We start from the raw sequence: 16,706 nt of genomic DNA, 5'->3' as shown, positions 1-16,706 counted from the left end.
TCCGAGAATGAGCCGGAGTTGGCTGCTGCGCCTCGTCATCGCCTTCAGCTTCGCGCAGGGGGCGGTGTCGATGGCGCGTCCGGCCGTCTCGTACCGCGCCCTCGCCCTCGGCGCCGACGAACGGGCGATCGGTGTCATCGCGGGCGTGTACGCGCTGCTTCCGCTGTTCGCCGCCGTACCGCTCGGCCGCCGCACCGACCACGGCCGGTGCGCACCGCTCCTGCCCGTCGGCGTCGTCCTGATCTCCGGCGGCTGTGCGCTGAGCGGGCTCGCGGACTCCCTGCTCGCCATGGCGGTCTGGAGCGGGGTCATGGGCCTCGGTCACCTGTGCTTCGTGATCGGCGCCCAGTCGATCGTCGCCCGCCGGTCGGCCCCTGCCGAGCAGGACCGCAATTTCGGCCACTTCACCATCGGGGCGTCGCTCGGCCAGCTCGTCGGACCGGTCGCGGCGGGTGCGGTGATCGGCGGGGACATGGCCCGTACGAGCGCACTCGCCCTTCTCGTCTCGGCGGCCGTCGGGGCGGTCTCCCTCACGTCCCTCTGGCGCATCGAGCACCACGTGCCGCGAGCGGCGGCCGCAGCGCGCACGAAGGTCCCCGTCCACCGCATCCTGCGCACGCGCGGCGTGCCCGCCGGGATCTTCATCAGTCTCGCGGTGCTGTCGGCGACCGACATCCTCACCGCGTACCTTCCGGTGATCGGCGAACACCGGGGAATCGCCCCGGCCGTCATCGGACTGCTGCTGAGCCTGCGTGCCGCCGCGACGATCGCCTGCCGGCTGGTGATGACTCCGATGATCCGGGTCCTCGGCCGCACCGCGCTGCTCACGGTCACCTGTCTGCTCGCCGGTCTGCTGTGCGCCGGTGTCGCGCTGCCCGTGCCGGTGTGGGCGCTCGCCGTGATGCTCGCGGTGCTCGGCTTCTGCCTCGGTGTCGGCCAGCCGCTGTCGATGACGACGGTCGTCCGGGCCGCCCCCGCCGAGGCCCGCTCCACCGCTCTCGCCCTGCGCCTCACGGGCAACCGCCTCGGCCAGGTCGCGGCCCCCGCCTCGGCCGGTCTCGTCGCGGGGATCGCAGGCACGGCGGCACCCTTCGTGATGCTCGGCGGGCTGCTGGTGGCGGCGGCGGGGCTGGGGCTGCGGGCAGGGCGTGCTGAACACGGCACGCGGACGCTGCGTACTACTGACCATCCACGCCCGAGCAGGCGGGGTGACACGTCTCTGCTTCAACGACAGGAGCGGCAATGACCGATGGTGACGGACCGATCATGAAAGGGCTCCCGGACGGCGGAGCCGAATTGTCCGTGGTGCTGCGGCTGCGCTGGGACGACGTGGCCGCGCTCGGCCGCGAGGCGAGCCGACTGGCCGAACAGCGCGGGGCGCCGGTGAGCCTCGACGAGGCCGCGAGCCATCGGCTCCGCACGTGGTCGTCGGTGGCGAAGACGCCCGACGACAAGGGCCAGTTGGCGCCGCCGGCGACCGCTCAGGCCCCGACGGCGGACCGGACCCGGGTGGCCTCCATCGCACCGCCCACCGTCCGCCAGGTGCAGCCGGCCCCGACGGCGCTGGGCCAGACGCCCGCCTGAGCGGTTTTCCTTCCCCCGCCCCGCCCTTTCCGCAACTGGGGGGCTTCGCCCCCGGACCCCGTACGGGCTCCGGCCGTGTGTCCCGGCTGGGCTCACGATGCGTCCGGCGCCGACCGGGTGGCCGAGGAGTCCGACCTCAAGCGCCGGACGGGCTTCAAGTGTGCCCGGCACCGGCGGGTGCACCGAGAAGTCGGCCTCGACGGCGTTCGAGGCGGGGAGATCTGGGGGCGGAGCCCCCGACGGGTCCGGGGCTTGCCCCCCGGTTACGGGAAGGGGCGGGGTGGGGGAAAATCACAGGGCCTCGGCCGGACCACCCTGGCGCCGGAAAACTAACACCGCTAGTTTGAGGGGCGGACGGACGACCCGGCCACGCCCCGAAGGAGACACGCGGATGAAGGCCCACGACGGCATGTACATCGGCGGCACCTGGCAGCCCGCCGCCGGCGCCGACACCATCGCGGTGGTGAACCCCGCGGACGAGCAGGTCATCGCCCATGTCCCGGCCGGCACCGCGCAGGACGTGGACGCGGCGGTACGCGCCGCCCGCGCCGCCTTCCCCGGCTGGGCCGCCACCCCGCCCGCCGAGCGCGCCGCGAAGCTCGCCGCGCTCCGGGACGTCCTCGTCGCCCGCAAGGACGAGATCGCCGGGACCGTCACCGCCGAGCTCGGCGCGCCGCCCCAGCTCGCCGAGGCCGTCCACGCGGGCCTGCCTGTCCTGGTCGCCGGCTCGTACGCCGAGCTGGCCGCCTCGTACTCCTTCGAGGAGAAGATCGGCAACTCCACCGTGCTGCTGGAGCCGCTGGGCGTCGTCGGTGCGATCACCCCCTGGAACTATCCGCTCCACCAGATCGTCGCCAAGGTCGCCCCCGCCCTCGCCGCCGGCTGCACGGTCGTCCTCAAGCCCGCCGAGGACACCCCGCTCACTGCGCAGCTCTTCGCCGAGGCCGTGCACGAAGCAGGGCTGCCCGCAGGCGTGTTCAACCTGGTCACCGGCCGCGGACCGGTCGCGGGACAGGCACTCGCCGAGCACCCCGGCGTGGATCTCGTCTCCTTCACCGGCTCCACCGCCGTCGGCAGGCAGATCGGCGCGACCGCGGGCGCCGCCGTCAAGCGCGTGGCCCTGGAGCTCGGCGGCAAGTCCGCCAACGTGATCCTGCCGGGCGCCGACCTCGCCCGCGCCGTCAACGTCGGCATCGCCAACGTCATGTCCAACTCCGGCCAGACCTGCAGCGCCTGGACGCGGATGCTCGTGCACAAGGACCAGTACGACGAGGCCGTGGCCCTGGCCGCCGAGGCCGTCGCCAAGTACACGCCGGGGGAGCGGGTCGGCCCGCTCGTCAACGCCAAGCAGCAGCAGCGCGTCCGCGGCTACATCGAGCAGGGCGTCGCGGAGGGCGCGCGGCTCGTGGCAGGCGGCCCCGAGGCGCCACGCGAGACCGGCTACTACGTCGCGCCCACCGTCTTCGCCGACGTCACGCCCGAGATGACGATCGCGCAGGAGGAGATCTTCGGCCCGGTCGTCTCGATCCTGCGCTATGAGGACGAGGACGACGCCCTGCGGATCGCCAACGGCACCGTGTACGGCCTCGCGGGCGCGGTATGGGGAGAGCAGGAGGAGGCCGTCGCCTTCGCCCGCCGCATGGACACCGGCCAGGTCGACATCAACGGCGGCCGCTTCAACCCCCTGGCGCCCTTCGGCGGCTACAAGCAGTCGGGCGTCGGGCGGGAGCTCGGCCCGCACGGCCTCGCCGAGTACCTCCAGACCAAGTCCCTGCAGTTCTGAGAGCTCTGAGGAGTAGTGAGCGTGGTCCGCGCCGCCGTCCTGCCCGCCATCGGTTCCCCGCTGGAGATCACCGGCATCGAACTCCCCGAACCCGGCCCCGGCCAGGTGAGGGTCCGCCTCGCCGCCGCAGGGGTCTGCCACTCCGACCTGTCCCTGTCCAACGGCACCATGCGCGTCCCCGTCCCCGCCGTCCTCGGCCACGAGGGCGCCGGCACGGTCGTCTCCGTCGGTGAGGGCGTCACCCATGTCGCGCCCGGCGACGGCGTCGTGCTCAACTGGGCGCCGTCGTGCGGAAAGTGCCACCACTGCTCGATCGGCGAAGTATGGCTCTGCGCCGACGCCCTCACGGGCGCGGGCAGTGTGTACGCCGTCACGGAGGACGGCACCGAGCTCCACCCCGGCCTCAACGTGGCCGCGTTCGCCGAGGAGACCGTCGTCGCGGCGAACTGCGTCCTGCCGGTCCCGGACGGCGTCCCGCTCACCGACGCCGCACTGCTGGGCTGCGCGGTCCTCACCGGCTACGGTGCCGTCCACCACTCCGCGCGCGTCCGCGCGGGCGAGTCGGTGGTGGTCTTCGGCGTCGGAGGGGTCGGCCTCGCCACCCTCCAGTCCGCCCGGATCGCGGGCGCCTCGACGATCATCGCCGTCGATGTGTCACCCGAGAAGGAGTCCCTCGCCCGCCGGGCCGGGGCGACGGAGTACGTCGTCGCCTCCGACACCACCGCGAAGGAGATCCGCAAGCTGACCGGCGGTCAGGGCGTGGACGTGGCGGTCGAATGCGTGGGCCGCGCCGCCACGATCCGTACGGCCTGGGACTCGACCAGGCGCGGCGGCCGTACGACGGTCGTCGGCATCGGCGGCAAGGACCAGCAGGTCACCTTCAACGCCCTGGAGCTCTTCCACTGGGGCCGCACGCTCTCGGGCTGCGTGTACGGCAACTCCGACCCGGCCAGGGACCTCCCGGTGCTGGCGGAGCACATCCGGGCGGGGCGGCTCGACCTCGGCGCCCTGGTGACCGAGCGGATCGCCCTCGACGGCATCCCGGCCGCCTTCGACAACATGCTCGCGGGCAAGGGCGGCAGGGCGCTGGTCATCTTCTAGAACCAGCCCGCACCTCCCCGACACCCCGGCCGCAGCCGCTAGCGGCCGGGGTGGTCGTGCTGCGCTCCCACGCGACGGTTACCAATGGGTAATGATCGAGCAAAAACTCCTGTTGCGCGACCCGTTGACGCCATACCCACCGGTCGGTACGGTCCCCGCACCCCTCGTCCCCGCACCCATCGGAGTGTGCACGCATGGACACGGCACCCCCTTCCCCGCTCGCCGGTACGTCAGCAGTGACCGCCCCCACCGACCGGCGCCGCCGACGCGTGGCCACCGCGGCCGCGCTCGCCTCCGCCGTCGAGTGGTACGACTACTTCGTCTTCGGCATCGCCGCCGCCCTGGTCCTCGGGGACCTCTACTTCCCCGCGGGCAGCGCGTCGGCCGGTGTGCTCGCTGCCTTCGCCACCTTCGCGGTCGGCTTCCTCGCCCGCCCCGTCGGCGGCATCATCGCCGGTCAGCTCGGTGACAAGCGCGGCCGCAAGCCGATGCTCGTCCTCGCGCTCACCCTGATGGGCGTCGCCACCGCCGGCATCGGTCTCCTCCCCACGTACGAGACGATCGGCATCGCCGCGCCGGTCCTGCTCGTGCTGCTCCGCGTCATGCAGGGCATCGCCGTCGGCGCCCAGTGGGGCGGTGCGATGCTGATGGCCACCGAGTACGCCCCCGAGGGCAAGCGAGGGCTGTACGGCAGCCTCGTCCAGCTCGGTGTGCCCATCGGCGTGGTCACCGCCAACACCGTGTTCCTCGCCGCCGGCGCCCTCACCGACGACGCCACCTTCGCGTCCTGGGGCTGGCGGGTGCCGTTCTTCGTCGGCTTCCTGGTCCTCGCACTCGCCTGGTTCATCCACACCCGCGTCGAGGAGACCCCCGAGTTCCGCGAGGCCGAACGCGCCCTGGCCGAGCAGGAGAAGAGCGAGACCCGCTCCCCGCTCGGAACGATCCTGCGCAAGCACCTCGGCACGGTGTTCCTGGCCGGCGGCTCCTTCGCCGTGAACACCGCGACCTTCTACATCATCATCACCGGCGTGCTGGACTACTCGACCCGCGAACTCGGCATGGAGCGCAGCGCGGTGCTCACCGTCTCGCTCTGCGTCAGCCTCACCCAGCTCGCGCTCATCCCCGCGTCCGCCGCACTCTCGGATCGCATCGGGCGGCTGCGGATCTACGCGTTCGGGGCCGTCGGCCTGCTCGTCTGGGCGGTGCCGCTCTTCCTGCTCATCGACACCAAGTCGCTGCTGTGGCTGGCGGTCGGCACCTTCGTCACCAGCTGCTTCCTGAGCATCATGTACGGGCCGCAGGCCGCGCTCTTCGCCGAGCTGTTCACGGCCGAGATGCGTTACACCGGCGCCTCGCTCGGCTACCAGATCGCCGCCGTCTTCGGCGGCGGCCTCGCGCCGTTCATCATGGTGCTGCTGCTGGAGGCGACCGGAACATCGATGGCCGTCTCCGGTTACATCATCGGCCTGGCCGTCATCGCGCTCATGTCGATCAGGATTCTCGCGAAGCGGGCGGCTGCGCGGGCCTGACGTCCTCCGGCTGCAGCTGAGCCGCCGCGGCTTCCGTGACGCCGGTCCGGTCCTCCCGGGCCGGCGTACGGGGCCTCGAGCGCGACACCGCAACACCCGCCAGGCACACCGCACCGCCCAGCAGCGTCAGCCAGCCCGGCACCTCGTCCAGGAACAGCCAGGACATCAGCACCACCAGCGCGGGCACGGCATACGTGGTCGCGCCCATCTTCCCGGCGGTCGTACGGGCCAGGGCGTACGCCCACGTCGTGAACGCCAGCGCGGTCGGGAACACGCCCAGGTACACCATGTTGAGCGTCGCGGACACCGGGGCGTCCGCGGCCTCACGGATCAGCGCCCCCGCGAACGGCAGACACGCCACCGCCCCGATCACACAGCCCCACGTCGTCACCTGGAGCGCGGACGCGTGCCGCAGCGCGGGCTTCTGGCCGACCACCCCGGCTGCGTACGACACCGCGGCCAGCAGACAGAGCAGCACACCGAGCACGGACGCCGACCCCTCGCCCGACATCGACAGGCCGACCACCGCCGCGCCTGCGAACGACACACCCATCCCCGCGAGGAGCCGCGGCGGCAGCCCTTCCTTCAGCAGCCATCCCGCGAGCAGCGCCATGACCAGGGGCCCGACATTGACCACCAGCGCCGCCGTACCCGCGTCGACCAGCTGCTCGCCCCAGTTCAGGACCACCATGTACAGCCCGAACCAGAGCAGCCCCGAGATCGCGATCCCCGGCCAGGCGGCCCGGGGCGGCAGCCCCTCCCGGCGTACGGCACAGATCGCGCCCAGCACCAGCGCCCCGGCGAGCAGCCGGCCGAGGGCGAGAGCGCCGGGGGAGTACTCCGCACCCGCGCTGCGGATCGAGACGAAGGCCGAGGCCCAGAGGACGACGGTGGTCCCGGCCGCCGCGAAGGCGCGCCACTGTGTGGGGGTGATGCCGCGAGTCATGCGGCGACCATATGCCGTGGACCCTTCGGTGCCCGCCGCATTATTTCTCACCGCGGTCACCTCAGCGCCTCGGCTCCGATGCCCAGCAGCTCGCCGAGGGCCCGCTCCCCGTCCGCGGTGACCTTGACGGCCCGCTCCGAGCCGATGCGGACACACCAGCCCGCGTCCAGGGTGTGCCGGCACAGCTGCGCGCCCGCGACCCCCGCCAGATGCGGTTTGCGTTCGGTCCAGTCCAGGCACGACCGGGCGAGTGGCCGCCGCCCGCCGGGCTCCAGGGCGATTCCCAGCTTCCGGAACCAGTCGAGCCCCGCGTCGGTCAGCGCGAATCCGGTGTCCTGGCGGAGCAGTCCGCGGGTCGTCATCGCCTCCGTGATCGCGATGCCGAGCCGTCCGGCGAGATGGTCGTAGCAGGTGCGGCCGCGTGCCATGGCGCTGCGCGCGCTCGCCGCCTTCAGCGTCCGCGGGGGCTCCTCGGACCGGGCCGCGTGCGCGGCGAGCACCTCCACGAGACGCGCGGCGGGCTCCCCGGCGAGCCGTACGTACCGATGCCTGCCCTGCCGTTCCTCGGCCAGCAGCCCGCCCGCGACGAGCTTGCCGAGGTGCTCGCTGGCGGTCGACGGTGCCACCCCCGCGTGCCGGGCGAGCTCACCGGCTGTCCACGCCCGCCCGTCGAGCAGGGCGAGGCAGAAGGCGGCCCGGGTCTCGTCGGCGAGCAGCGCCGCGAGGGCGGCGACGTCCTTGGAAGCCATGCGTCCAGGGTGGCGCACTCACTGTTCGGCGGCCGCCGAAGCGTTGTCCTGATGGCGCCACTTGTAGTGCCACACAGCGGAAGGCCGGTGGTCGTGAGGGGAGTCGGTGTCGAGCGGGGTGATCCGCTCCAGCCCTTCCACACAGCGAGGATCGTCCCGCAGGGCCAGTCCGTACACGGCCTCCAGACGGAGCTCGCGGTCCTCGTCGTCGAGGAGCCGGGCCAGGCCCTCCGCCACGGCGGGCGTACGGTCCGCGGACCCGGCAAGGGCGGATGCGGCGGTCCTTCGCACATCGGCATCCGGGTCCCGCACCAGGTCGAGCAGCGCCTCGCCGACCTCAGGGCTGAGGTCGTGGCACCCGCCGAGCACGATGGCACTACTGGTGCGGACACCGGAGTCGGGGTCCCGGGCGAGCGCGAGCAGCACGGTTCTGCCCGTCGGCGTGAGCGGACGGTCATAGCCGCACAGGAGGTACGGCACTTCCCGGCGTACGTGAGGATCCTGATGGCCGGCGTACCGGAGCCCGACGGCTTCCTGATCGGGGTGCTCGTAACCGCCGAAGACGTCGAGGACCTTCGCGAGGACGTCGACGTCCGTCTCCTCGGCCGCCCACGCGGCGAAGAGCTCGCTCTCCTCCTTGTCGTACGAGTTCCTGTCGCTGGCCCCCGCCAGCGATCTGATCCGCAGGAAATCGAGCACGAAACGGCGATGGGCGGGGTCGGGATGGTGCCGGAAAGCCGTCACGGCCAGCCAGGTCTCCTTGCTGCGCCGCTGGCTGAGAATCCACTTGGCCGACCACCAGTCCACATGGTCCTCATCGGGATACTTCAGACCCCGGGCCACGAGCTCCTCGACGGGAGGCAGGACGCGGAAGGCCCACTCCAGCGAGGTCAGGACGGCGCCGTGCCCGGCCCGTACGGTGAGTCCGCCGAGCGTGACCTGGTCGACGTGGCTGTACTCGTCGTCCTGGACCCGGACCGTCTCGGCGGGGCCTGTCGCCCCGGTCCGGCGTCGCAGCTCGTCGGCCGCACCCGTCTCGTACCAGGTCCTGGCCAGGGTGAGGAGCCGTTCCCGGGCGGCCTCCGGCAGCCGTAGCCGGGGTTCATGCCCCAGCACGGTCGAGAAGATCGCCGGAGAACCGAGATCGACCGCCCGCAGCAACGGCGTGGTCCCGTCCGGCAGCGGCCTGTCGGGGTCCGCGCCGCCCTCCATCAGAGCTTCGGCGACCGGGTCGTCGTACGTAGCAACAGCGGTGCACAGCACCGGGAGGCCGTCCGCGTCGAGCGCGTCCGGATCGGCGCCCTCTTCGAGCAGGGCCCGTACCGATTCGGCGTCCCCCGCCCGTACCGCTACTACGAGCCGCCCGTCGATTCCTTCTTCGCCCATGTCCCCCGTATCCCCGCCTCGTACTGCACCGCCAGCCCGTCCAGCAGCGCCCGGAGCCCTGTCTCGAACGCCCCCTCGTCGACCTGCTCCTGCCGGTCGGCGAGCAGATGGGCCTGGCCGAGGTGAGGGTAGTCGGCCGGGTCGTACGCGGTCTCGTCGTTTACGAAGCCCCGGGCGAAGGATCCGAGCGCCGAGCCGGTGATGAAGTACCGCATCAGCGCGCCGATGTACGTGGCCTGGGCGGGCGGCCAGCCGGCCCGGACCATGGCGCCGAAGACGGCGTCGGCGACCTTCAGCCCGGCCGGGCGGCGGCCGGGACCGCGGGCGAGGACCGGGACGATGTTGGGGTGGTCCGCGAGGGCAGCGCGGTAGGAGACGGCCCAGTCGTGCAGAGCGGTGCGCCAGTCGCGGACGTCGGTCTCGTCGAACATCGACAGGTCGACCTTGGCGCTGACCGCGTCGGCGACCGCGTCCAGGATCTCGTCCTTGTTGCGGAAGTGGTTGTAGAGGGAGGGGCCGCTGACGCCCAGTTCGGCGGCGAGGCGGCGGGTGGAGACCGCGTCGAGGCCCTCCGCGTCCACGAGCGTGCTCGCCGTCCCGACGATGCGGTCTCGGCTGAGGAGGGGCTTGCGCGGTCGGGCCATGCGGCACATAGTAGGCCCTGCCGAATCGAAAACTAGCAGTGATAGTTAAAGGCGGGATGTCCAGTGGTGAACCTGGAGCTCGGCGAGGAGCACAAGGCCGTCCGGCAGCTCGCCCGTGACTTCGTCGACCGCGAGATCGCCCCGCATGTCGTCGACTGGGACCGGGCCGAGAATGTCGACAGGTCGATCGTGAAGAAGCTGGGCTCCGTCGGCTTCCTCGGGCTCACCGTCGACGAGGAGTACGGCGGCTCGGGCGGCGACCATCTCGCGTACTGCCTGGTCACGGAGGAGCTCGGGCGCGGCGACTCATCGGTCCGCGGCATCGTCTCCGTATCACTCGGCCTGGTCACCAAGACCGTCGCGGCCTGCGGGAGCGAGGAGCAGAAGCGGCAGTGGCTGCCGCGGCTCACCGCAGGCGAGGCCCTCGGCTGCTTCGGGCTGACCGAGCCCGGGACCGGCTCCGACGCGGGCAGCCTCGCCACCAGGGCGGTGCGGGACGGCGACGCGTACGTCATCAACGGCAGCAAGATGTTCATCACCAACGGCACCTGGGCCGATGTCGTCCTGCTCTTCGCCCGCACCAACGACGCGCCCGGCCACAAGGGCCTCTCCGCCTTCCTGGTCCCCACCGACACGCCCGGGCTGACCCGGCGCACCATCCACGGCAAGCTCGGCCTGCGCGGCCAGGCCACTGCCGAACTGGTCCTGGAGGACGTCAGGGTCCCTGCGGACGCCATGCTGGGACCGGAGGGCAAGGGCTTCTCGATCGCCATGTCCGCGCTCGCCAAGGGCCGGATGTCCGTGGCCGCGGGCTGTGTCGGCATCGCCCAGGCCGCGCTGGACGCCGCCGTCGGCTACGCGGGTGAGCGCGAGCAGTTCGGCAAGCCCATCGCCTCGTACCAGCTGGTGCAGGAGCTGATCAGCGACATCGCCGTGGACGTGGACGCCGCGCGCCTGCTGACCTGGCGGGTCGCCGATCTCATAGACCGCGGTGAGGACTTCGCCACCGCCGCGTCCAAGGCGAAGCTCTTCGCATCCGAGGCGGCCGTCCGTGCCGCGAACAACGCGCTGCAGGTCTTCGGCGGCTATGGCTACATCGACGAGTACCCGGTCGGCAAACTCCTGCGCGACGCACGGGTGATGACCCTGTACGAGGGCACCAGCCAGATCCAGAAACTCATCATCGGCCGCGCGCTGACCGGGGTCTCGGCGTTCTGAGTTCCCTGTTCCGCCCCTTGCGCGTGCCCTGTTCCGTGTTCTGAGTACGCGGGTGAGTACGGGAGCGGATGCCGGCCCGGCCCTGTCCCGCGCATCATTCCGGCATGAGTGAGACACCGGTCAAGCAGCAGAACACGACGGCGTACTACGGCCAGGCCGTCGCCTCCTTCGCCATCGCGCTCGCGGCCGTCGCCCTCGGGATCTTCAATCTGGATGCCGACGTCTGGGTGCGCGCCTTCCTCGGAATCGCGGTCCTCTACCTCACGACCTCGGCATTCACGCTGGCCAAGGTGGTGCGGGACAGGCAGGAGGCCGGACAGATCGTGAGCCGCGTCGACCAGGCACGGCTGGAGAAGCTCCTCGCGGAGCACGACCCGTTCCAGAAGCTCTGAGCAGGTTCTAAGCGCTTGCTCAGGTTCGGGGTATGGTGTTCGCCTGCTGAGGGAAGGGACGAGCGATGACTCCGGCCGAGGACACGACCGGCGAGGACCTGACGTGGGGCGAGGTCGCACCCGAAGCGGCGAGGAAGCTCCTGGTCGCCGCCGTCGAGGCCTTCGCCGAGCGGGGCTATCACGCGACGACGACACGGGATATCGCCGGCCGCGCGGGGATGAGCCCCGCCGCGCTCTACATCCACTACAAGACGAAGGAAGAGCTGCTCCACCGGATCAGCCGGATCGGGCACGTCAGAGCGCTGGAGGTCTTGTCGGCGGCGTCCGAGCGCGGGGGCACCCCCGGTGAACGGCTCGCCGAGGCCGTGAGCTCCTTCGTCCGCTGGCACGCCGGGCGGCACGACACCGCGCGCGTGGTGCAGTACGAGCTCGACGCGCTCTCCGACGAGCACCGCACCGAGATCCTCGAGCTGCGCCGCCGCTGCGACGCCGTCGTACGCGAGATCCTGCGCGACGGCGCGGAGGCGGGGGAGTTCGATGTCCCGGACGTGCCGGGAACCGCGGTGGCCGTGCTGTCGCTGTGCATCGACGTGGCACGGTGGTTCAACGTGCGGGGCCCACGGACGCCCGACGAGGTCGGCGCGCTCTACGCCGACCTCGTGCTGCGGATGGTGGGAGCGGGCGCTCAGAAGAAGTAGCGGGAGACCGACTCGGCCACGCACACCGGCTTGTCGCCGCCCTCGCGCTCGACGGTGACGACGGCCGTCACCTGCACACCGCCGCCCGCCTCCTCGACGCTCTTGAGGGCGGCGGTCGCGCGCAGCCGGGAGCCGACGGGCACGGGGGCGGGGAAACGGACCTTGTTGGTCCCGTAGTTGATGCCCATCTTCATGCCCTCGACCCGCATGATCTGCGGGACGAGGGTCGGCAGCAGCGACAGCGTGAGATAGCCGTGCGCGATCGTCTTCCCGAAAGGCCCGGCCGCGGCGCGCTCCGGGTCCACATGGATCCACTGGTGGTCGCCGGTGGCATCGGCGAAGAGGTCGATCCGCTTCTGCTCGATCTCCAGCCAGTCGCTGTAACCCAGCTGCTCGCCGACCCCCGCGGTCAGCTCCTCGGCGGATGTGAAGATCCTCGGCTCGGCCATCCCTGTTCCCTGCCTCTCGCCCGTATCTGCCCATTGTCTAAGCGACTGCTTAGCATGGTCGGGGTGAGGGGTTCTGTCAACGGATGACGCGGCGCCCGTCACGTAGGCTCCGGCGAGTGCCGCAGATTCCCGGGAAGATCCACGAACTCACCGTCGGCCAGCTCTCCGCACGCAGCGGAGCGGCCGTGTCCGCCCTGCACTTCTACGAGTCCAAGGGATTGATCAGCAGCCGCAGGACCGCGGGCAACCAGCGCCGGTACGGCCGGGACGCGCTACGCCGGGTCGCCTTCGTCCGGGCGGCGCAGAGGGTCGGCATCCCGCTCGCCACGATCCGGGACGCGCTGGCCGAACTCCCCGAGGGGCGCACGCCGAACCGCGAGGACTGGGCGCGGCTCTCACAGACGTGGCGCGCGGAGCTCGACGCCCGCATCCAGCAGCTCGGGCGGCTGCGCGACCATCTCACCGACTGCATCGGTTGCGGTTGTCTGTCCCTGGAGACCTGCGTCCTGTCCAACCCGGACGACATCTTCGGCGAGCGCATGGCGGGCTCGCGGCTGCTGCCGGAGCGCCGGTGTGCTCCGGAGGGCGGGGCCTGACGCCTCGGCGGGCTCGATCAGCGGGGCTCGGGGGAGCCCTCGCGCGGCACGAACGAGAAGCTGACTGCGACGGCCGGCACAGCGGCGGCGATGACCAGCAGGACCACGGGCGGGGCGAGCCGGTCGTCGTGGATCATCCACGCGCCCAGCAGACCGCCCGCGAACATGGCCGTCACCGAGGCCGCGCGCCGGACCTCGTTCCGCGCCCCAGGTGCGATCCGGGCGTCGAGCGCGAGGGGGGAACCGCCGATGAGGGCGGTGAACGCCCGGGTGGTGACGGTCGTGGGCATGCCCGGCACCTTCGCCCGCAGGGTGGTGACATTGCGGACCCCCATGGCCAGCGCCACCAGTGCGGACACCAGGTAGTGCGGGCCGGTGCGCGGCTCACCGCCCCGCGCGATCCCCCACGCCGCCAGCGCGGCGACGGCAAGCAGCACGGCCTCGGCGAACAGGGCGATCGTGAACCACCGGTGGCCGCGCACCTGTGCGTGCGACTCGAACCGCGCGGACAGGGCAACCCCCACGGTGAACCCCGCCAGCGAGGCAGCACACGCAGCCACGGACAGGCCACCGACACCGGCGACCGCGAAGGACATCAACAGCATGTTGCCGGTCTGGACAGCCGTGAAGACCGGGCCCAGCGCGAGAAAGCTGACCGCCTCGACCATCCCTGTCGTCATGGTGAGCGCCACCATGGCCCACGTCAGAGAGGGTTCACGTGTTGGCTTCACGCGGTGAGTCTCGGCGCATCCGCCCGGCCGCACGGCGGATTGCGCCGAGCGTGGGCCGGGCGGTCCAGGACGGCGCAAGGGCGCCCGGCGGCCCGCACCCCCGTGACGGGCCGCCCGGCACCCGGTCCGTGCCCCGCGGTTGCGGTGCGTGGTGGCCCGCACCCCCGTGACGGGCCACCACGCACCGGGCGGTCACTCGTACTCGGTGCCGCCCTTGCGGGTCAGATACGCCGGGCTGACCGACTTGGCTATCGCCCGGCCGCCGACCATCGGGCTGTACCGCTCGGTCGCCGGGCGGATCACGACGCCCTCGCGCAGATGCAGATCCCTGCCCGAGACCGTCTCGCGGCCGCTCGCGAACTCCAGCACCGTCTCCAGCACGTACGGACCCTCGTACAGCCGTGGCACCAGCGGCAGTTCACCGTCGAGCAGCTCAGCCGCGTCCAGCCAGCGGACCTGCCCGTCGATCTCGGCCGACACGTCGAACACCGCGAACCCGAGCTCCGTCGAGCGGGCGTTCGCCCCGTACGACAGGTCCTGCACCCCCGCGCCGTACACCTCGCCGAAGATGCCGACCCGGCTCGCACCCAGCTTGCCGGCGAGGCGCGCCGCGGCCTCCGCCACGCCGTGGCCGTGCACCGCGCGCCAGTAGAGGTTGCGCGGGTCCTCCTTGAGGGCGAGGCCCTTCGCGCCGAACCCCTTCGACGACACCAGCACCTGCTCGCCCTCGGCCACGTACGTCACCAGGCAGGCCGTGCCGTGCAGCTTCTCCGTCAGCACGACGGGCTCGCCGGGCTCGAAGATGTCCGGATAGCGCTGCAGGTTCTCGATGTCGACCCAGGGCAGCAGGTCAGGCGCCGACTCCACATCACCGCTCATCGTCGGCGGGATCGGCGGCGACCACTTGGTGATCCCGAGCAACTCGGCGAAGTCCGTGCCGTCGCTCACCGCCTGCTCCAGGTCGGTGTGCGCGAGCGCCTTCGGCCGGCACACGATGCCCTGCGACAGCTCACCGCGCAGTCGCACCGCCTTGACCCGGTCGGACGCCTTCCCGGCCAGCCGCCCGGTCAGCCCGAGCTCCTCGATCAGCCCGGCCGGCAGGACGGCCTGCTCCGGTATGTAGACGGCGATGTCACCGCTGCGATAAGCGCCCTTGGCGACGACGGCGCGGTAGAGGCCCACCTGGGCCAGCTCCAGGGCGTCGGCGTTCGGATGCTCATGGATCGTCAGCAGTTCGGCGGTGACGCGCAGCGTCGACATGTCAGGGCTCCTCGGGGTGTGCTCTCGCGTTTTCGCATCGCGTCAACAGTGGCCGTACGGAATTCCGGTGGGCCACCCGATTTCCGCTCTGGTACCGTCCGCGCCTTTGCGCTCGGTTCGCCGCGCCGCCTCGACCAGCTCGGCGTTGGACGCGGCCGGCCGGCCGTCGGGCAGGACCAGCACGTCCTCCAGGCCGATGCGCCTGTACAGGCCCAGCCGCCGGGCCAGCCGCAGCACCGGCCACGCCCCGCCGTCCTCACCGTGCAGCAGCACGGGCAGGCCATGGGGCGCGCCCAGTTGGTCCAACAGGGCGCGTGCCGAGTCCTCGGCGGTCGCGGGGTCCGGGTCCGTCACCTCCGCCAGCACCCGCAGCGCCCGGGGCGCGAGCGGCGAGCGCAGGAAGCGCTCAAGGCCGTCCGTCCCGGACCATATGCCCGCCTCCACGCCCACACCGCGCTCCAGCAGCGCCGCGGCGACCAGCTCCGCGCCCTCCTCGTGCCAGTTGACGGAGGCGTGGTCGGGCAGCACCGTCCAGGAGCGGATGCGTTCCACCCGCCGCACCGGGTCGGGCTCGGCCCACGCGCCCGTGGTCACGCCGACGGGGACGTCCACCACGGCCCGTATCGCCGTGAGAACGGGAGCGACCACGCGCGGTGACAGCGAGTCGCTTCCGCACGGCGTCTTCGGGTGCACATGGACGTCCGCCGCACCGGCGGCGACCGCGGCCGCCGCGGCTTCGGCGAGCGCGGCCGGTGACATGGGCACCGCGGCCGAATCCCCCGCGCCGCGGAGCCCGTTGAGGCAGACCTGAATCATGGCTCCGATGCTGCCAGGCACCACTGACAACGCCCGGCCGGCCGCCCGCCTCGGGTGCTACGCCACCGAGGCCAGTTCCCTGCCCCGTGTCCGCCTCGCGGCCCTCAGGGCCTCGTTCGTCAGCACGGGCTGGGGCACGACGACCCCGCACCCCGTGCACACCGGACCGCACCACGGCTCGTGCTCCAGGTCCTGCCGCCACACGATCCGGCGCTCCGTGCACACCGGGCAGACCGCCCCGGGTGCCGCCCCCAGCGCGGCGATCAGCCGCCGCAGCACGGCTCCCAGCGGATCCGTCGGATGCACCGACGGGTCGTCGCAGCGTGCGATGCCGTTGCCGCCCCAGGTGCGCCGGTGCCAGTCGTCGATCGCCCCCGGCTGCCGCAACCCGTCGTGCTTCTCGCGCCTGCGGCGCTCCGCGAACTTCCTCTCGTACGCGAGCCATACGGCCCGCGCCTCCTCCAACTCGTCGAGCGCGGCCACCAGCCGCGCCGGATCGGGCGCCCGGTCATCGGGTTCGATGCCGTGCCTGGCGCACAGATGGTTCCAGGTCGCCCGGTGCCCGTAGGGGGCGAACCTCTCCAGGCACTTGCGCAATGAGTAACGCCGCAACGCCAGATCACCTCGCGGGTCGCGCACCTGTCTCGCAAGACTCCGGAAACCGGCCATCGCACTGCCACCTCCGTCGCTCGTACTTCGTCGCTCGTACTTCCGCGTTGAGGAATGGACGTACGACCACCCGATCCGGCTCCATCGAACACTCGTGCAAGCGTGTGGCGATTCAGAAAAAGTGACGGCTGTTCATCCTACCGAGGAGTCATACT

At 71.9% G+C, this 16,706-nt stretch carries 18 protein-coding genes; 9 read left to right on the top strand and 9 right to left on the bottom strand.

Annotation, left to right across the window (positions count from 1 at the left end; all coding sequences use genetic code 11):
- The first annotated feature begins 7 nt into the window (after positions 1-7).
- The 5 genes from ACWCXB_RS13460 to ACWCXB_RS13440 all read left to right on the top strand — a co-directional run bounded on the left by ACWCXB_RS13460 (position 8) and on the right by ACWCXB_RS13440 (position 5,997).
- On the top strand, positions 8-1,246 hold the full coding sequence (locus ACWCXB_RS13460) for an MFS transporter (protein WP_450722230.1): 1,239 nt from the start codon (positions 8-10) through the stop codon (positions 1,244-1,246).
- Positions 1,243-1,584, top strand: a complete 342-nt coding sequence (locus ACWCXB_RS13455; protein WP_450722228.1) for a hypothetical protein — start codon at positions 1,243-1,245, stop codon at positions 1,582-1,584. Before ACWCXB_RS13460 ends, ACWCXB_RS13455 begins: the two co-directional genes overlap by 4 nt.
- Positions 1,585-1,975: 391 nt before the next feature.
- Entirely contained in the window at positions 1,976-3,367 is a 1,392-nt protein-coding gene (locus ACWCXB_RS13450; protein ID WP_450722226.1) for an aldehyde dehydrogenase family protein, read from the top strand.
- A gap of 21 nt (positions 3,368-3,388) precedes the next feature.
- A complete protein-coding gene (locus tag ACWCXB_RS13445) occupies positions 3,389-4,468 on the top strand; it encodes a Zn-dependent alcohol dehydrogenase (RefSeq protein ID WP_450722408.1) in 1,080 nt (359 codons plus the stop codon).
- 194 nt (positions 4,469-4,662) lie between these two features.
- The gene (locus ACWCXB_RS13440) at positions 4,663-5,997 is read left to right on the top strand and encodes an MFS transporter (protein WP_450722224.1); all 1,335 of its coding nucleotides are present in this window, start codon (positions 4,663-4,665) and stop codon (positions 5,995-5,997) included.
- Here ACWCXB_RS13440 and ACWCXB_RS13435 read toward each other — a convergent pair.
- Genes ACWCXB_RS13435 through ACWCXB_RS13420 form a run of 4 tightly spaced genes read right to left on the bottom strand, consistent with a single transcriptional unit; the run spans position 5,960 to position 9,722 of the window.
- Complete coding sequence (locus ACWCXB_RS13435) at positions 5,960-6,943, bottom strand: DMT family transporter (protein ID WP_450722222.1); 984 nt, start codon at positions 6,941-6,943, stop codon at positions 5,960-5,962. The two genes, ACWCXB_RS13440 and ACWCXB_RS13435, sit on opposite strands and share 38 nt — an antisense overlap.
- A gap of 56 nt (positions 6,944-6,999) precedes the next feature.
- A complete protein-coding gene (locus tag ACWCXB_RS13430) occupies positions 7,000-7,692 on the bottom strand; it encodes an ArsR/SmtB family transcription factor (RefSeq protein ID WP_450722220.1) in 693 nt (230 codons plus the stop codon).
- A gap of 18 nt (positions 7,693-7,710) precedes the next feature.
- The gene (locus ACWCXB_RS13425) at positions 7,711-9,078 is read right to left on the bottom strand and encodes a HEAT repeat domain-containing protein (RefSeq protein ID WP_450722219.1); all 1,368 of its coding nucleotides are present in this window, start codon (positions 9,076-9,078) and stop codon (positions 7,711-7,713) included.
- Complete coding sequence (locus ACWCXB_RS13420) at positions 9,045-9,722, bottom strand: TetR/AcrR family transcriptional regulator (protein WP_450722217.1); 678 nt, start codon at positions 9,720-9,722, stop codon at positions 9,045-9,047. The genes ACWCXB_RS13425 and ACWCXB_RS13420 overlap by 34 nt, the downstream gene beginning before the upstream one ends.
- Before the next feature lie 66 nt (positions 9,723-9,788).
- Here ACWCXB_RS13420 and ACWCXB_RS13415 point away from each other — a divergent pair, with 66 nt between their 5' ends.
- The 3 genes from ACWCXB_RS13415 (at position 9,789) to ACWCXB_RS13405 (ending at position 12,030) form a co-directional block, all read left to right on the top strand.
- A complete protein-coding gene (locus tag ACWCXB_RS13415; RefSeq protein ID WP_450722406.1) occupies positions 9,789-10,940 on the top strand; it encodes an acyl-CoA dehydrogenase family protein in 1,152 nt (383 codons plus the stop codon).
- A gap of 104 nt (positions 10,941-11,044) precedes the next feature.
- Positions 11,045-11,332: a YiaA/YiaB family inner membrane protein gene (locus tag ACWCXB_RS13410; protein ID WP_385413410.1), complete on the top strand. Its 288-nt coding sequence runs from the start codon at positions 11,045-11,047 to the stop codon at positions 11,330-11,332.
- A 65-nt stretch (positions 11,333-11,397) separates the two neighbouring features.
- Positions 11,398-12,030, top strand: a complete 633-nt coding sequence (locus tag ACWCXB_RS13405) for a TetR/AcrR family transcriptional regulator (RefSeq protein WP_450722215.1) — start codon at positions 11,398-11,400, stop codon at positions 12,028-12,030.
- On the opposite strand, the gene ACWCXB_RS13400 is transcribed toward ACWCXB_RS13405, so the two are convergent.
- On the bottom strand, positions 12,018-12,479 hold the full coding sequence (locus ACWCXB_RS13400; protein WP_450722213.1) for a MaoC family dehydratase: 462 nt from the start codon (positions 12,477-12,479) through the stop codon (positions 12,018-12,020). The two genes, ACWCXB_RS13405 and ACWCXB_RS13400, sit on opposite strands and share 13 nt — an antisense overlap.
- 116 nt (positions 12,480-12,595) lie before the next feature.
- On the opposite strand from ACWCXB_RS13400, the gene soxR reads away from it, so the two are divergent.
- A complete protein-coding gene (gene soxR / locus ACWCXB_RS13395) occupies positions 12,596-13,075 on the top strand; it encodes a redox-sensitive transcriptional activator SoxR (protein ID WP_450722211.1) in 480 nt (159 codons plus the stop codon).
- 17 nt (positions 13,076-13,092) lie between these two features.
- Here the strand turns inward: soxR and ACWCXB_RS13390 are convergent, their stop codons facing one another.
- The 4 genes from ACWCXB_RS13390 to ACWCXB_RS13375 all read right to left on the bottom strand — a co-directional run bounded on the left by ACWCXB_RS13390 (position 13,093) and on the right by ACWCXB_RS13375 (position 16,551).
- Entirely contained in the window at positions 13,093-13,806 is a 714-nt protein-coding gene (locus tag ACWCXB_RS13390; RefSeq protein ID WP_450722209.1) for a YoaK family protein, read from the bottom strand.
- A gap of 192 nt (positions 13,807-13,998) precedes the next feature.
- A complete protein-coding gene (locus tag ACWCXB_RS13385; RefSeq protein WP_450722207.1) occupies positions 13,999-15,066 on the bottom strand; it encodes an RNA ligase (ATP) in 1,068 nt (355 codons plus the stop codon).
- A gap of 42 nt (positions 15,067-15,108) precedes the next feature.
- Positions 15,109-15,882, bottom strand: coding sequence for a 3-keto-5-aminohexanoate cleavage protein (locus tag ACWCXB_RS13380; RefSeq protein ID WP_450722205.1), 774 nt, complete (start codon positions 15,880-15,882; stop codon positions 15,109-15,111).
- 57 nt (positions 15,883-15,939) lie between these two features.
- A complete protein-coding gene (locus ACWCXB_RS13375) occupies positions 15,940-16,551 on the bottom strand; it encodes a hypothetical protein (RefSeq protein WP_450722203.1) in 612 nt (203 codons plus the stop codon).
- Positions 16,552-16,706: the final 155 nt, after the last annotated feature.

The organism is Streptomyces sp. NPDC001514 (genome assembly GCF_053597075.1).
Note: the sequence above shows the minus strand (reverse complement) of the source record. Positions and strands in the feature narration are given on the sequence as shown.

Bases quoted from the DNA above. Each gene is read 5' to 3' on its own strand.
- ACWCXB_RS13460 (WP_450722230.1), top strand. From the start codon at position 8: ATGAGCCGGAGTTGGCTGCTGCGCCTCGTCATCGCCTTCAGCTTCGCG.
- ACWCXB_RS13455 (WP_450722228.1), top strand. From the start codon at position 1,243: ATGACCGATGGTGACGGACCGATCATGAAAGGGCTCCCGGACGGCGGA.
- ACWCXB_RS13450 (WP_450722226.1), top strand. From the start codon at position 1,976: ATGAAGGCCCACGACGGCATGTACATCGGCGGCACCTGGCAGCCCGCC.
- ACWCXB_RS13440 (WP_450722224.1), top strand. From the start codon at position 4,663: ATGGACACGGCACCCCCTTCCCCGCTCGCCGGTACGTCAGCAGTGACC.
- ACWCXB_RS13435 (WP_450722222.1), bottom strand. From the start codon at position 6,943: ATGACTCGCGGCATCACCCCCACACAGTGGCGCGCCTTCGCGGCGGCC.
- ACWCXB_RS13430 (WP_450722220.1), bottom strand. From the start codon at position 7,692: ATGGCTTCCAAGGACGTCGCCGCCCTCGCGGCGCTGCTCGCCGACGAG.
- ACWCXB_RS13425 (WP_450722219.1), bottom strand. From the start codon at position 9,078: ATGGGCGAAGAAGGAATCGACGGGCGGCTCGTAGTAGCGGTACGGGCG.
- ACWCXB_RS13420 (WP_450722217.1), bottom strand. From the start codon at position 9,722: ATGGCCCGACCGCGCAAGCCCCTCCTCAGCCGAGACCGCATCGTCGGG.
- ACWCXB_RS13410 (WP_385413410.1), top strand. From the start codon at position 11,045: ATGAGTGAGACACCGGTCAAGCAGCAGAACACGACGGCGTACTACGGC.
- ACWCXB_RS13405 (WP_450722215.1), top strand. From the start codon at position 11,398: ATGACTCCGGCCGAGGACACGACCGGCGAGGACCTGACGTGGGGCGAG.
- ACWCXB_RS13400 (WP_450722213.1), bottom strand. From the start codon at position 12,479: ATGGCCGAGCCGAGGATCTTCACATCCGCCGAGGAGCTGACCGCGGGG.
- ACWCXB_RS13385 (WP_450722207.1), bottom strand. From the start codon at position 15,066: ATGTCGACGCTGCGCGTCACCGCCGAACTGCTGACGATCCATGAGCAT.
- ACWCXB_RS13380 (WP_450722205.1), bottom strand. From the start codon at position 15,882: ATGATTCAGGTCTGCCTCAACGGGCTCCGCGGCGCGGGGGATTCGGCC.
- ACWCXB_RS13375 (WP_450722203.1), bottom strand. From the start codon at position 16,551: ATGGCCGGTTTCCGGAGTCTTGCGAGACAGGTGCGCGACCCGCGAGGT.